Raw genomic sequence first — 15,480 nt, 5'->3', positions numbered from 1 at the left:
TTTTCACAATACATTGTATTATAGTTGCTTTCCCAGTAAATGTAAAGAGAAAATTAATTTACTTTAATTGCCTTTGACGAATTTATGAGATAGAGATAGGATTCCTTTACTTTTAAACCTGTAAGCTTTTCAAGTGCCTCCCTGTAAGTATGAATCTGGGGTGAATAGTGTTCAACAAGGTTATCCACATCGTCAAATACTCTGTCAGTCTTGTAATCCACAAGAACCAGCTCTCCTTTTTCCTTGAAATAACAGTCTATTATCCCCTGTACCAGTATCGTCCTTCCCTTTCCCGGCCCTTGGACTATATCTCCTTCACTTTTCTTCAATATGAAAGGCTGTTCTCTGTATACTTCTTGAGATTTTACCATTCTTCTTCCCAGGGATGAACTGTAGAAATCCAGTATCCTCTCTATTTCCACAACTCCGGCCTCCTCTTCAGTAAGCTGTTTTTTATCGATCATTTCATTTATTGAATCCTTGATATAATCGTGATCCATATCTCCGGACAGCTTAATGAGCTGAAGCACCGAGTGATTTATTGTACCAATTTCAGCAGGAGTAAATCCGGATACCCTGCTCTTGAAAAGCGGTATGTCTCTCAAAGCCGGAATCCTGTTCCTAAGGTTTTTATTTTCCCCTCTCAGCTCTTTGATATCAGTTACCGTTATCTTGTCGGGAACAAAACTCCTTTCACCGAATTCGTATTTCCAGTTCATCTTTCTATTTATGGATTCATACACTTCATCATCTCTCCACTCTCCCTGGAAAATCCTTTCGAGACAGTCCCTGGTCTCCAATGACTCATAATCATTGGACTTTGTAAAATGCAAGATACTGACTTTATGAACTTCGTATACTGATTCTTCCTTGTTCAATATATAACCTATCCAGTCAAGATAAGATGATGCCGACAAGGTATTTATATAGTCAATCTTTTCCTTCTTCCATTTCTCCTTCCATTTTGTGAAATCATCCACGGTTCCAGTTAAAATAAGTTTGTCTACAGCCCTTGTGAGAGCAACATAAAGAACCCTCATTTCTTCAGAGAGATTTTCTCTGTTTATTTGAATCTTTGAGGCAAATCTTGGAAGTGTTTCCTTGTAGATGCTTTCTTCCCTGTTTATATACTTTGGAGCAAGCAGACATTTCCTGCTTAATATCAGGTCACCAGTCAAATCCGACTTGTTGAATTTCTTGTTTAGTCCTGCACAAATGACTACGGGAAACTCAAGACCCTTGCTCTTGTGAATCGTCATAAGTCTTACAACATCATCATTTTCACCCAGAATCTTTGCTGTCATCATGTCACCTGAAGACTTCCTGACCCTATCCATATACTTGATGAAATCTGAAATGCCTGAGTATCCGTCCTTTTGAAAAACGCCTGCCCTGTCAACAAGAAGCCTCAAATTAGCCTGTTTCAAATTGCCGTTCTTCATGAGACCGTTGAAGTAGTAGTATTTTGTATCAATCATTATTTCCCATAGAAGCCTGCTCAAACTGATTGTTCTGGACTTGAATCTCCACTCTTCAACTTGACCTCTAAATTTTTCGATTTTCCCTTTCAGTCTTTCATTTTCAAGATCATCGCTTTTAAGGAAGGCTGAAAAAAATTCTCCATCCTTCTTTAACCGTCTTATCTTCACCAATTCATCTATGGAAAACCCTCCGAAAGGAGACCTCATTACGCTTAATAGCGGAATATCCTGCTTGATATTGTCAATTATTCTCAAAACATTCATCATGACTTTTATTTCTACTGTATCAAAATAACTGTTTGATACATCTGAATAAAATGGAATGCCTTCATTGTAAAAAACATCTTCAAATACACTTGCCCAATTGGCTGCCGATCTTAGAAGTATCACAATGTCGCTGTATCTGATTTTTCTCCAGCATTTATTTTTAGCATCATAGGTTTCCCCTGCCTTCAGCTCTTTTATCTTGTTCGCTATGAATCTTGCTTCCAGCTCATTTGTTTTAAGCTCCAGAAGTTCCTGATCAATAAACTCCCCTTCTTCTCCGTTCTCTGATTCTTCCATCTTCTTTTCTATTACATTTATTTCCAGTGGCTTTTCACCTGCTTCAAATGAAGTACCTCTGTAAAGATATGCATCCTCATTATAATCAATCTCGCCAAGCTCTTCATTCATGAGCTTGCTGAAAAGATAATTTGTAAAATCAAGAATTTCCCCTCTGCTTCTGAAGTTCTTGTTCAAAAGAACAAGACTGTCTTTCTCCGAAGGCTTTTTATAGTTGTTGTATTTTTCTATGAAAAGAGTAGGATCCGCCTGCCTGAACCGATATATGCTTTGCTTCACATCCCCTACCATGAAGAGATTGTTTTCTCTTTTGACGCGGTTGATCAATTCCTCCTGTATGCCATTGCTGTCCTGGTATTCATCGACATATATATATTTGAACTTGTTTCTATAATAAACAGATGCCTCATCTTCCTCAAGTATTTCAAGTGCCAGATGCTCGGCATCATTGAAATCCAGTGATTTCATTTCCTTTTTCCTTCTTCTGAACTCATGGTGAAGGTCTTCGACAAAACTATAAAGGGCTTCCATTATGGGATGCATGAATTCAAGATCCCTGGCCATAGCGGAATAACTGCTTTTAGGCATATGTTTCTTTATTCCGTCAACTGTCTTCTTGTATTTTTCTCTTGAATATTTCACCTCTTCTATCAGTTCCGGATCAAACATTTCTTTCTTGTCTTTTCTTAATGTCTTGAGCCTTGGATGAGAAAGGGCTCCAGCAGTCATGCAGAACCTTTCAAAGTCATTTTCAAGAAGGACCTTAAGGTTGTAGAGATTTGACCTGTCTTCCTGGAGTGTATCAAAATACGGCAAATCCTCCGGGCATATGCTTATTGCATCCTTAAGGATATCTTCTGCAAAATCCAGGTATTTTCCACCTTCATTCTTGAGTATTCGTATCCATAAGGTATCATCCACTTCCCCCAAACTCACATCAAGCTGGTCAACAGCATCCCTAAGCCATCCCATAGGATTTGGGTAACTGAGAACAGTCTTGTAAAGCCTCTTCACCAGGCTTACTATTCTTTCATCTCCCCGGTTCTCAGAAAAAGAGTCTATGAGAAGGAGGAAACTGCCGTCTTTTTCTTCATATCTTCTTTCCAGCAAATCATTGACAGTCTCTTCAAGAAGAATTTCAGAATCATTTGTATCCATTATCTTGAAATCAGGATCAAGATCTATGAGGTAGAAGTATTTTCTGATTATATCAAAGCAAAAGGAATGCATTGTTGATATGCTGCTGTTTCCAATCTGACCAAGCTGTTTTTTTAAGAAGGCCCCATTTATTTCATTCATGGAGGAAATCATCGCTTCCTTGATTTTTTCCTTCATGCCGGAAGCAGCTGCATTTGTAAAGGTTACTACAAGGAATCTGTCTATGTTTGTATTGTCATCTATTACAGACCTGATTATCCTTTCAACGAGAACAGCTGTCTTGCCTGATCCTGCTGCAGCAGATACCAGCAGATTTTTGCTCCTGTTGTCAATCGCCGACTGTTGCTGTTCTGTCCATTTAACCATTCTCGCCATCCTCCTTTTCCAGAATTTCCATAATTTCTTCCTTCTTCAAGTATTTGAGTCTGTTGTATTCATTTCCTTCAAGTTCATTGTCAAACTGACAAACTGACAAAAAATCACAATACTCACATGGTATCCTGTTCTTATATTTATATGGCTTTATTTCTATCTTTCCTTTTTCTATACAATCGGAAACTTCAATAATCTTTTTTTCAATTATATGAAGAAGCTTTTTTATGTGTTCTTCCTTGAGTATCCTGGAAGTTGCGGAAAACTTTTCCTTTTTCGTCATCTTTATACTTTCCAGAACATTAGAAGACTTGTTTTCCATGAAGTTTACATCCATCTTGCTTATTATGTTTATATCATCTATTGCATAACCCTTCAGAGAAAACCTTTTGAATATTTCTCCATCAACATCTTCAATATCCACAACATCTCCATCCAGTATGGGATTATCAATATGGAAATAGAAGACGCCTCCAAAACTTCCCTTATTTTCAAAGATGCCGCTATTATACTTGATCACTGCATCAAGATAGAGGAAGAGTTGAATTTGAAGTCCATTCATGACATCGTTAAGATCAATATTTTTATTTGACGACTTGTAGTCGATAATATTTATATAAGCTCCTTCATCATCTTTGTAGACATCTATCCTGTCTATTCTTCCCCGAAGGTAAACAGAACCCTTTTCGTTCTTCAGCTCAACCGGATTCATATCTCCTTTATCCAAGCCAAAAGACGCTTCGCTGTATGCAGGTTTGAATTTGCTGTTCTTCAGCTGTTTAACAATGCTGAGAGCAGCCTTTTCAGTAGTTGATTCAATTTTCGATCTTATATATCTGTTTCTATGGCTGTCGTTAATAAGATCATTGCTTTCATTTTCAATTGAAAACACTGAGTCCGATATGTTTTTCACTTCTTCCTTCAGCTGTACAATGTCCTTTTCTATGAATTCATCATCCTCTATGATCCTGTTTGTGACTTCTTCAATAATTTTATGGTAGAGGCTTCCAATGTCCTTGTAATCAATTTTATATTCCTCTCTTGCAACAGGCTTCAATCCATTTTCAACAAAATACTTGAAAGGACAGGTGTTGTAGTTTTCCACCGAATAAGGCGACATTTTCAAAGGCATGTCAAAAACTTCTTCTACAAGGCTTTCATCTTCAATGACGGCCTTGTTGTCATAGGAAAAAGCCTCGTCCATCAGGCTTGAAAAGTCAGTTTTGTTTTCCCTGATCCAATAAAGAAGATTTTTATCTTTTATATCCATTTCAAAGCCATTTATATCCGCTCTTATCCTTTCGGATACATAGTTGAGACAAGGTCTTGTCTTTTCAGGCATTTCTTCATTTTCCAGGATACCTCCAACCACTTTCATTTCAGGGAAGATGGATTTTATCCTTTCAGAATATGTCGAAGGGAGCATTGTCCTTCCTTCTGCATCTCCCAGTGAATATGAAAATACAATTCCATCACTTACCGAATTGAGTATTTTCCCAATTTTGAATTTCTCCATGGAAACATCTTCGTTTCTGCTGAAGATTCCAGCTCCTTTTTCAATTAGATAATCCCTTTCATCATCGTAGAGTATTCCCCGGCTGGTATGGATAGAAGGTACCACTCCCTCATTCATTCCAACAAAGTATACCTTTTTCTTCTCAACCAGGGTTTTTCCTATTACACCAAGTACGACACAGTCATCGTCAGGTGGAATGATGCTTATGCTGAATTCTTCAAATCCGGTTGTAATCATATCTCTGAATTCCCTTATTCCGGTTTCAGATTCTCCTGAGATATTCACAGTTTGTTCGAATATTTCCATAACGGAATTCCATATCTGTGAATTCTCGTAAGCTTCTTCAAACATCTCCCGATTTCTCAATTCATAGGTTTCATTCTTTATCTTTTCATATATTTTCAATTCTGTTATGACTTGTACAAGGATGTTGATCTTTTCCTCCCAGGTCGACTCCTTTACAAGTCCATCCACATGCTTAAGCAAATCTACTACTGTCCTCCTTGAAGCTTCCAGCTCTTCAAGGTCTCCGGATCCGTACTTAATTTCCAGCTTCCACTTGTATCCATCGATTCCATATCTAATTGCATGATTTTCAAGATCTTCAATGCTGCTCTTATCCAGATCCGTATACCCGCATTTCAAAAACCTGATGACATCACCCTGTCTATAGTTCTTTATCCCTATATCCAGAATTGACAATATCATGACAACCAGGGGATGATTAATAATCTCTCTTTTACTGTCCAAGAAATATGGTATTTCATATTCGGGAAACACCTTCTCCACATTTACTGCATACTGGTACTCATCGCCGGTAACCAGTGCTATATCCTTCCACCTGTAGCCATTGTCCCTTACATCCTTTATTATCATGTCCGCTGCAGTTTTTATCTCTTCGTAAGGATTTTTTGCATAAAAAAAGCCAATGTTTTCAGGTTCCACCTTGTAAAAAACATTGTCATAGCCAAATATGGAAGATGAGAGGAATTGTATGTCATCCTTGAGGCTGTTTCTACCATCCATGAATTTCTCTACTACATCAATTCCAACTTCTCTGAGAGATTTCAGGTCCGCCACCATTTTCCAACCCGATTCAAATTCCTCCTGACTGTCACCATTGGATTCGTAGTCATGAGGAATAGTGGCAGAAACAACTGCATCCTTTGAATACCTCACAAGCTCCCTTACAAGCTTTAACTCATTGACTGTGAAATTCTCGAATTCATCAAGAAATATATAGGAGTTACCGACCAGGTTGGATTCACTAATTTTTTTCGAACTGAGACTTATGGTATCCTCGTCATCAAGAAACTTCTCGTCAAGATGTTTTTGAAGCTCTTCATATACGATTCCAATATCTCTCAGCTTGTTTTTCAGATTTTCATCATCGGTTATACTGTTTGAAACAGCCTTGATGAAGTCAATTGAAATACCACAGGACTTAAATTCGTTAATAAGACTGTTGAATTCATTATACATTCCTTCCTGACTGCTTGACTTCTTGAAGACTGAAAGCTCTCCTTTTTTTCTTCTCATGATGTTTCCAAGAAGCATTATCTTTCCATAATCATTTATCAAGGGTGTCTTGATCCCGCCTGTCTCTTCCAGTACGGCAAACGCCATTCTCTTGAGAGAAAGGACTCGAATATTTATTATTCCTTCAGTGTCCAGATAGGCAATTATCTCTTTTTCCTTCTCATAGGTTGTCTGTTCAGGGACTATGAGTATACAACTGGCTTCCATATCCCTGGACAATTCCTTCATCTTATCGTAAATATATTTCGTCTTTCCGGAATTGTGCATTCCCCTCACTATCTCAAGATGCATCTCATCACTCCTGACTGATTCTTAGTTGTTCTCCTGCCGATATCTCCTTGATTTCCTGTTCTTTGTCATATACGGTATTATAAATGGTCCTGTTGTCAAGCACCCATACCCTGTCGGAGAAATTACCCGGCTCGACACCCTTAAGCGCCTTTTCAAAATCAAATACCCTGGCGTCGATAATATCCAAATAGTGTAAAATCTCAGCTTCAAGAAACATAGGTTTCTTTGGACTTCCATATTCCGGTTCATAGTGATGTGTCAGCAGAAGATGTTCAAGTATTATCTTGATTTCACTCTCCACCTGTAACTTATCCGCAACCTTTTCGATTATTTTTATTCCCATTACTATATGGCCAAGAAGCTTGCCTTCCATTGTATAGTCCTCAACTACTCCAAAGGCATTGGAATCCATCTCTTCTATCTTGCAGATGTCGTGAAGGAGCACTCCGGCATAGACAAGGTCCATATTAATGTTTTCATATACCGAACCTATAGCTTCTCCTGTTTTAAGCATTCTAAGCATGTGATAGAGAAGTCCGCTCTTTATGGAATGATGGTTTGCCTTGGCTGCAGGGTAATACATAAGCTTATCCTTGTAAATGCTCAGTATCTCTATAACAACCTTCCTTATTTCCTTATTTTGTATCTTGTTAATAAAAACCTTGATTTCCGAAAGCATATTTTCCGGCTTGATCGGCGCTGCAGCTATGAAGTCAAGAATATTGTATTGATCTTCATATATGCATTCCATGGTATTTGCATTGAAATTGATGTTTCCATTATATTCCTTTACCATTCCTGATATCTTCAATACCTTTCCTACTTTTGCGCACTCGATTTCTTCATTTGTAGCCCTGAACTTCCTGCACACTATATCTCCGGAATTGTCAGATACCGTCATATCCAAATAGTAGTTGCCATTCTTGTCTGTTTTGGTATCTGAATTTTTCACCATGAAAATATCATCAACTTTCATGCCTGGTTTAAGTTCCATAACAAATTTATTTTTCACACTCTTCTCCTTGTTTTAAAAAAATAATTGTTCCCAAATCGTAAATACATTTATTAGATAAAAAAACTGTTTCAATACCCTTTTCATAGAGAAATCGCATGATTTCTCTGCAATCCGGATGTTTATCTATGCGTCCAGTAAAATAAAGCGTATTGTCTACAAATCCTGTGGAACCGCCAATGAATCCATAATCATATCCATCAAGGCCTATATACCCGGATGATATTAAAAGGGCGTCAAAACCTTCTTCCACGGCCGCTTTCATGATGCCGGCGTCAGATGTTATTATTCCGCCGCTTCCCAAGGTTACCGTTGAACATTTGGTATAACCCTGGTTTACATTGATGCATTTGATATTCCTGCCTTTCATCATGTCAAGAATTCTTGCGTCTGTCGAATCGACCTTGTGGAAAAAGACATTTCCATTTAAAACACCGTTATAGCGGATATTTCCAGGATATTTATTTCCAAGTTCATTGCAACCTTTTAGGATTTTTATGTTGAAAGGCTGCAAACATTCTTCATAATAGTTATATTCTTCAGGGCAAACTATGATTCCCGAAGATTCATCCTTGAACATGACCATGTCAGGGTGTCCGTTAACAGGCTCAGACAGGGTATCATGCCTTCTTGTAGTCACAACATGAATATTCAGTTTTTTCAAGTTTTCAATTATTTCGCCACCGGCTCTATAGTCTATTACGGCAACGGTCTTATCCTCATACATAATGAAAATTATAACATATACATGATTTGAAGGTCAAAAGCAAGTTTTGACAATAAAACCGATTAATAATAAAAAAAGAAAACCATTGTTTTCTTTTTTTATCTATTCATCAAATTCAACTTTTCTTTTTATCCATAATGCTTTCAAGTTCGTCCTTGTTGAATGTATATCGCTTGTTGCAGAAATGGCATACTATTTCTGCTTTTTCGTCTTCGCGTATTATTTTTTCGAGGTCTTCCTCTCCCAGTGAAATCAGCACCTGCTCCATTCTTTCCACCGAACAGTCGCATTTGTACTGAACAGGAATTTTTTCTGTCACTTCAAGTTCAAAGTCCGGCAGCAACTCTCTGATTACATTTTCAGGTTCATCACCGTTCTCAAAATAGGAAGAAACATTTTTTATCTTCCCAATTGAATTCTCAATAAGGACAATTTCCTCTTCCGTAAGACCAGGCATCAGCTGCAGCATGAAACCGCCGGCACTTTTTATTGAATGGTCCTTGTCCACCAGTACTCCAAGTCCAATTACAGTAGGCTGTTGTTCCGAATGAAAATAGTATGCGGCTATGTCCTCTCCAATTTCTCCTGAAACAAGCCTTGCACTTCCTGAATAGGGTTCCTTTAAACCAATGTCCTTTATTACCTGTACAAATCCGTCTCTACCGACAGCGGCTCCCACATTCAGCTTGCCGTTGGCTGCAAGGGGCAGTTCAACATTTCCATTATCCAGATATCCCTTTACGTTACCCATGCTGTCGGCAGTTACCAGGGCCGTGCCTACAGGACCATTTCCGTTGACCCTTATTGTCACCTTGTCCTGTTCGTTTTTCAGTGTATAACCCACCAGAAGGCCTGCCGTAAGCATCCTTCCAAGGGCTGCAGAAGCGACAGGTGTTGTATTGTGATATTCCCTTGCCTGTTCTACAACCTCTGTCGTATCCACTGCAAAAAATCTAAACATTATATTCTTGTCTATTCCTCTAATCATGTATTTCATTCATTACTCCTTATTGCATACAATTACAGTTCTTTCATCATCCGGTTTGCTGCTGTCAAAGCTGTACCCGCTGTAACACCTGATATTTGAAAAGCCGGCATCGGCAAGAAGCCCGCTAATCTTGTCGATACTGTATGATCTCTGTACCTGATGTTCGTTCAGTCGCCTGTACAAGCCATTATCATCCCTTACAAAAAAGGTTATATCCATTTCACAGGTGTTTTTTTCACTGTCATATTCATTTTCCCAAACCATGAATATGTTGTCTTCCTCGCTGACAATGGTCTTGTTGCCTAAATGGTTTTCAAGCTTGTATATGGTGCTATAATCAAAAATGAAAACACCTTTGTCATCAAGGTGCTCATAAACACTTTTAAAAAATTCATTCAGCTCACTGTCATCAATTAGATAGTTTATACCATCGCAGCAGCATAATGCAACATCAAATTTTCTATCAAGGGAAATATTCTTCATATCCATATTGAGTATTTCAACATTGGGATATTTTCTCAGCTTTTCATATGCATGGACAAGCATCTCCTCAGATACGTCAAATGCTGTTATCCTGTAATTTTCAGCAGCCAGAACTCTTGTAACAGCTCCTGTGCCACAGGCTATTTCAAGAATCCTGCCGCCCCTTATGTTTTTTTTGATGAAATCAACCCATTTCTCATAGGGTATATCTTCCATCATTGTGTCGTATATTTCTGCAAATTCACTATAGCTCATCAGTTCACCTGTTTCTATTATTTAATAAAGTATAAAGAAGTTTTCTCATGTCCTTAAGTTCAAGAAGAATTTTGTTCAACGTGTACTGAATACTGATAATGATAATCAAGAATGCAACAACAACTAGTATTCTATAATCCATATTTTTCACCTCAGTAAATTAGTAGTTCCCTGTCTCCAATACTGTCAGGGTTTATTATTTCTTCCCAGTCCGCCGGCACAGTGACAATTCCTTCGTAACCGTCGCTTACAAATCTAAGATAAGGCTTTTCTTCAAAATGGGCAAACCACTCTTCCGATTCAGATGTATCAGAAGTCTTGCTCCCTCTGATTCTAGGCACCGACCTGTTGTCAAACCTTGAATCAAAAACCGAATATGATGGATACCACCCAACTTCAAGTGCAAGTTCTGTCTTATACTCGTATCCCTCATAGTTGCCCTCATACATATAGTCCTTTAATTCACCTACGGGGCTAACTCCAAATGGTATGGCCAGGACATCAATCGCCTTTCCGCCTGTCAGTTCATCAAGATACTTGACCTCCCTTCCTATTGCATATTCAACTTCCTCTTTCGTAGTCATTTCGCTAAGGTTCTCATGTGCATATGAATGATTGCCTATGGTATAGCCATGCTCAAGAAGGTATTCTATCTTGTAGTCAATGTATTCCTTTTGCCTGAAAGGATTTTCTCCAAATATGAAAAAGGTTGCCGTAATATTGAAATCCTCATATTTTTCATTGTAGTCCTCCATTATTCCAATTGCCGAATCAGGATCTATTTTCATTTCTCCGTTTTCCTCAATAATATTGAAATTGTTCTGGTGGGCATCGTCAAACGTCAATATTACAGGAGTATATCCTGCCGGTGTGTCTATTTCTCCATTCATGTACTTGTCGATGGCAATAGGTCTGTAGTTGTGCTCATATAGATAGTCCAGATCCTGTTTGAAGGATTCAACGGAAATTTCATATTCAGCTTCATCATCGTCTATGCTGTGGTACATAAGAACCATTACCCTTCCTGCTTCATTTGGCTCCAGGGAAAAATCTACACTTATTTCATCTTCGTCCTGCTGGTCGTTCTCACCAGTTGAATTATCCCCATTATCATTTTCTTCTTCAGTTTCCACTTCAGTATCTATTTCCGTCGAATTATTTCCACTATTTTCAAGATTAATTTCATTTCCTGATTCTTCCGCAGAATCATCAACCGGAGTATTTTCAACTGTGCCGCATCCTGTTGCCAACAAAACTGCACACAGCAAAATTAGAGCTTTGATTTTTTTCATAAGAATCACCCCTTTTTTTCATTGTATTATATTTTTACAAATTAATCCATATGATAATTAATTAATTACAATAAATTCATAAACAATATCATTAACAATAGAAAAAGACTGTTAATGATGTTATAATACTTGTCAGGTGGTGATATTTTGTTTGACAGCGGTACTAAACTGGCTCAAATCAAGCTTAAGCTATTATATATATTGAAATCCATAAACACTTCAATAGACAATGTGGACTTGACGAATTATGTGGTCGAAAACAATCATATGGATTACTTTACCCTTCACGAACTTCTGAATGATTTGCGAAAGAATAATTTCCTTGAAATAGAACATATACACAACAAGGAATGCTACAAGCTTACACGACTTGGCTCGGAATCTGTTGAAATGTTCAGCGACAAGATTCCTCAAAGCTTTAAGAATGAAGTTTCCAATTCTTCAAAGAATCTGAGAAAGGAAATAAAGAAAAAACGCGATCTTTTGGCTCATTATTTTGACAGAAAGGATGGAAGCTATACAGTGGTAATGCAGGCTTTTGAAAATACTGTAACTGTTTTCAATCTTTCAGTCAACGTACCTTCAGAAGACCTGGCAAAAAAAATAGTGACCAAATGGGATAAAAACCCTGAAGAAATATACTCTGAAATAATAAAAATTGTAATGAGGTAATAATGTCTAAAAAACTAATCATATATACGGACGGAGCATGTTCCGGCAACCAGAGCAGCACAAATATCGGCGGTTGGGGAGCAATACTTATGTATCGCGGGCATGAGAAGGAAATCTTTGGGGGTGCCAAGAATACAACAAACAACATTATGGAGATGACAGCCATAATAGAGGCACTTAAACTGGTTAAAAACAAAGATCTTGAAACGGAAATATATTCGGATTCTGCGTATATAATCAACTGCATCAACCAGAAATGGTATGTGAATTGGAGAAGGAACGGCTGGAAAAATTCCAAAAAGGAAAGTGTTAAAAACAAGGAACTATGGATTGAGATGCTTGAACTCCTTGAATCCTTCAAGAAAGTCAAACTCATAAAGGTGAAGGGGCATGCCGGAATTGAATACAATGAGAAAGCCGATGAATTGGCAAATAAAGGGATTGATAGCGTAAGGTAGCTTTCAATCCCTTCATTGTTTTTGCTGGGTCCGTTCATGAAAACGGCATGACTGTTCCCTGCTCCAGAGAGTTCATCATAATTCTTCCCTGCTCACTCGGTACAACAATACTCGATTTATAAGGATAATTGTTGAACCTCGAATTCACGACCTCAGAATTCTGCTGAACTCTCTTCAGACAATATTCAAGACATATCTCCAAGTCACGACTCACAGTCCTGCCATTTTCATTTCACTCTGAAATTAGAAGTCATATGGATTAACTCCATTGTTTTATATGCATATAAAATTATTTTTTCTTCTCGATTTCACTCAACATTAGAAGTCATTTGAAATTTTCATAATTTCTATAAACACAATAAAAAATTATTGAATCTTCTCGATTTCCATCTTGTTGATAGCGTCGTCTATCAGGGCCCATATGTCAATTTTTTCCTCGGACAGCTCAATCCTGTCTTTCCTTGGCTTTGTCTGGGGATGCTTTGGTGAAAATACCGAGCAGCAGTCTTCATATGGCAGAATGGAATCTTCATAGGTGCCTATGTTTCTGGAAATTTCTATTATCTCCGTCTTGTCCATTCCAATTAGGGGTCTCAATATCGGCAGGTTCACTGATGAGTCTATTACTCCCAGCGATTTGGCTGTCTGGCTTGCAACCTGTCCAAGACTCTCGCCGGTTATGAGAAAATCAAACTCCCTGTCATTTGCAATCTTTTCTCCAATTCTCATCATAAACCGTCTGGCAATGATAGTGGTCTGGTCTTCTGGACAATGCTTCCTGATTTCCGTGTAAATATCAAGCATGTTGACGTAATACAGGTTTATCTGCCCGCAAAATACAGCCAGTCTTTCTGTCAATGTCCTTACCTTGTCATTTGCCCTCTCGCTGGTGAAGGGATATGCATGAAAGGTTACACAATTCAGCTTAACTCCTCTTCTTGCCATCATATAGGCTGCAACAGGACTGTCTATACCACCGGATAGAAGAACAAGTCCTTCGCCGTTTGTACCCAGGGGAAGACCGCCTGTTCCCTTGTACTTTTCAGTATAAAGATAGCATTGGGACCTCAAATCCACATTTATGGTCACATCCGGATTGTGCACATCCACCTTCAAGTCTCCAAAATGCTTCAATACCACTCCGCCCAAATCCCTGTTCAAATCCATGGACTTGAAGGGATATGACTTGTCTGCTCTTTTAGACAGTATCTTAAAAGTTTTGATGTCTCCATTCTCCCTCTTCCACTCCATCAATCTTATTACAGACTGACTGATTTCTTCAAATTCCCTGCCTGTCTTAAAACATGGAGTCACATAAACAATACCGAAAATATTCTTTATATCCTTTATCAATTCGTCGATATCATTTTCAGTGTCTATAAATATCTTTCCCCTGTCCCTGTAAAGGCTTAACCCCTTCTTTTTTATTACCTTGTTTATTTGATTGGTCAGTTTTTTTTCAAACTGACCCCTGTTCTTGCCCTTAAGGACCATTTCTCCCAAACTTATGCTAATTGAATTATACATTATATACCTCGTGTGATTTTTCTGATTTCATTTACATATTCAGTTATCTTTTCAAGCACAAAAGTGTTTTCCGTTTCATCGTTAAACATTCCAAAGCTCATTCTAATGGTTCCATCACTGTATGCCGTGTCTCTGTCAAGCCTGCTCACAACATTATCAACTGTCTTGTCTTTAGACGAGCACGCCGACCCCGTAGATATGAAAATCTTGTCTCTTTCCAGATAGTGAAGCAACACCTCACCCTTTATATCCTTTATTGAAACGTTAAGAATATATGGAGAACATTTCTCTGCAGAGTTAATTCTAATATCTTCAATGGAATTTTTCAACCCCTCAATCAGCTTGTTTCGTAAATTTTTGATTCTGCCGTATTCAGCATCCATTGTTTCACTTCTTAATATAAGGGCTTCAGCAAAAGATTCAATAAGTGGCAACGGTTCCGTTCCCGGCCTCAGCCCACTTTCCTGACCCCCTCCAAAAACTATTGGCTTGAGCCCTGATCCTTTTCTTACATAAATTCCTCCAATGCCCTTTGGACCATGTATCTTATGTCCTGAAAAAGACAAGGTATCAACCTTGCATCGGCTGACATCAATATTTATTTTCCCAAAAGATTGAACACAATCAAAATGGATTCTAGCACTTTTATTGCAATTCTTTATTATACTGCATATTTTTTCCATATCCTGCAATGTGCCAAGTTCGCTGTTTACATGAGTGAATATGCATAAAACTGTCCTGTCGGTCAGTTTGGTCTCCAGGTCAACCAAATTTAAACTTCCCGTGTTGTCTGTAACTACAGGGATGGCATCAACACCTCTTTTTTTCAATTCTTCTACAGGTCCAATTATTGAAGGATGATCAATATCGGAATAAAGGACCTCAACACATTCATATTTTTTTATACTTCCAAAAATTGCCATATTGTTGCTCTCAGTACCTCCTGAAGTGAAATAAACTTCATCAGGCGAAGCTCCAATGAATTCTCCGAAAGTTTTTCTGCACTCCTTCAATATTTTTTCACATTCATAACCGTATGAATGCAGGGAGGATGGATTTCCATAATATCTTTCATTGGAATCAATGAATCTTTTCAAAGAATTTTTACCAATTCTCGTTGTTGCTGCATTATCCAAATATATCAA

Annotated in this window: 11 protein-coding genes; 2 read left to right on the top strand and 9 right to left on the bottom strand. The window is 38.0% G+C overall.

The window, feature by feature from the left end; all coding sequences use genetic code 11:
* Positions 1 to 53: 53 nt before the first annotated feature.
* From addA to BUB05_RS13610, 7 genes are all read right to left on the bottom strand, one after another.
* On the bottom strand, positions 54 to 3,569 hold the full coding sequence (gene addA, locus BUB05_RS13640) for a helicase-exonuclease AddAB subunit AddA (protein ID WP_073050175.1): 3,516 nt from the start codon (positions 3,567 to 3,569) through the stop codon (positions 54 to 56).
* Positions 3,562 to 6,921 (bottom strand): PD-(D/E)XK nuclease family protein, encoded by a 3,360-nt coding sequence (locus BUB05_RS13635; RefSeq protein ID WP_073050174.1) that lies wholly within the window; start codon positions 6,919 to 6,921, stop codon positions 3,562 to 3,564. Before BUB05_RS13635 ends, addA begins: the two co-directional genes overlap by 8 nt.
* A 4-nt stretch (positions 6,922 to 6,925) precedes the next feature.
* A complete protein-coding gene (locus BUB05_RS13630) occupies positions 6,926 to 7,933 on the bottom strand; it encodes a 3'-5' exoribonuclease YhaM family protein (protein ID WP_073050173.1) in 1,008 nt (335 codons plus the stop codon).
* Positions 7,923 to 8,660 carry a DUF6873 family GME fold protein gene (locus BUB05_RS13625; protein ID WP_073050172.1) on the bottom strand — a complete coding sequence of 246 codons (738 nt, stop codon included), beginning with the start codon at positions 8,658 to 8,660 and terminating at the stop codon, positions 7,923 to 7,925. The genes BUB05_RS13630 and BUB05_RS13625 overlap by 11 nt, the downstream gene beginning before the upstream one ends.
* A gap of 115 nt (positions 8,661 to 8,775) precedes the next feature.
* Entirely contained in the window at positions 8,776 to 9,657 is an 882-nt protein-coding gene (hslO, locus tag BUB05_RS13620; RefSeq protein WP_073050171.1) for an Hsp33 family molecular chaperone HslO, read from the bottom strand.
* A gap of 3 nt (positions 9,658 to 9,660) precedes the next feature.
* Positions 9,661 to 10,386 (bottom strand): class I SAM-dependent DNA methyltransferase, encoded by a 726-nt coding sequence (locus BUB05_RS13615; protein ID WP_073050170.1) that lies wholly within the window; start codon positions 10,384 to 10,386, stop codon positions 9,661 to 9,663.
* A gap of 152 nt (positions 10,387 to 10,538) precedes the next feature.
* Entirely contained in the window at positions 10,539 to 11,678 is a 1,140-nt protein-coding gene (locus BUB05_RS13610) for a polysaccharide deacetylase family protein (protein WP_073050169.1), read from the bottom strand.
* A gap of 147 nt (positions 11,679 to 11,825) precedes the next feature.
* On the opposite strand from BUB05_RS13610, the gene BUB05_RS13605 reads away from it, so the two are divergent.
* Positions 11,826 to 12,350, top strand: a complete 525-nt coding sequence (locus tag BUB05_RS13605; protein WP_073050168.1) for a DUF4364 family protein — start codon at positions 11,826 to 11,828, stop codon at positions 12,348 to 12,350.
* 2 nt (positions 12,351 to 12,352) lie between these two features.
* A complete protein-coding gene (gene rnhA, locus BUB05_RS13600) occupies positions 12,353 to 12,808 on the top strand; it encodes a ribonuclease HI (RefSeq protein ID WP_073050167.1) in 456 nt (151 codons plus the stop codon).
* Positions 12,809 to 13,174: 366 nt separating this feature from the next.
* Here rnhA and thiI read toward each other — a convergent pair whose 3' ends face one another.
* Together thiI and BUB05_RS13590 are read right to left on the bottom strand one after the other, a co-directional pair.
* Entirely contained in the window at positions 13,175 to 14,335 is a 1,161-nt protein-coding gene (gene thiI / locus BUB05_RS13595; protein ID WP_073050166.1) for a tRNA uracil 4-sulfurtransferase ThiI, read from the bottom strand.
* On the bottom strand, positions 14,335 to 15,480 hold the full coding sequence (locus BUB05_RS13590) for a cysteine desulfurase family protein (RefSeq protein WP_175548571.1): 1,146 nt from the start codon (positions 15,478 to 15,480) through the stop codon (positions 14,335 to 14,337). Before BUB05_RS13590 ends, thiI begins: the two co-directional genes overlap by 1 nt.

The sequence above is a fragment of the Dethiosulfatibacter aminovorans DSM 17477 genome (genome assembly GCF_900142005.1).
GTDB classification, from domain to species: domain Bacteria; phylum Bacillota; class Clostridia; order Tissierellales; family Dethiosulfatibacteraceae; genus Dethiosulfatibacter; species Dethiosulfatibacter aminovorans.
Note: the sequence above shows the minus strand (reverse complement) of the source record. Positions and strands in the feature narration are given on the sequence as shown.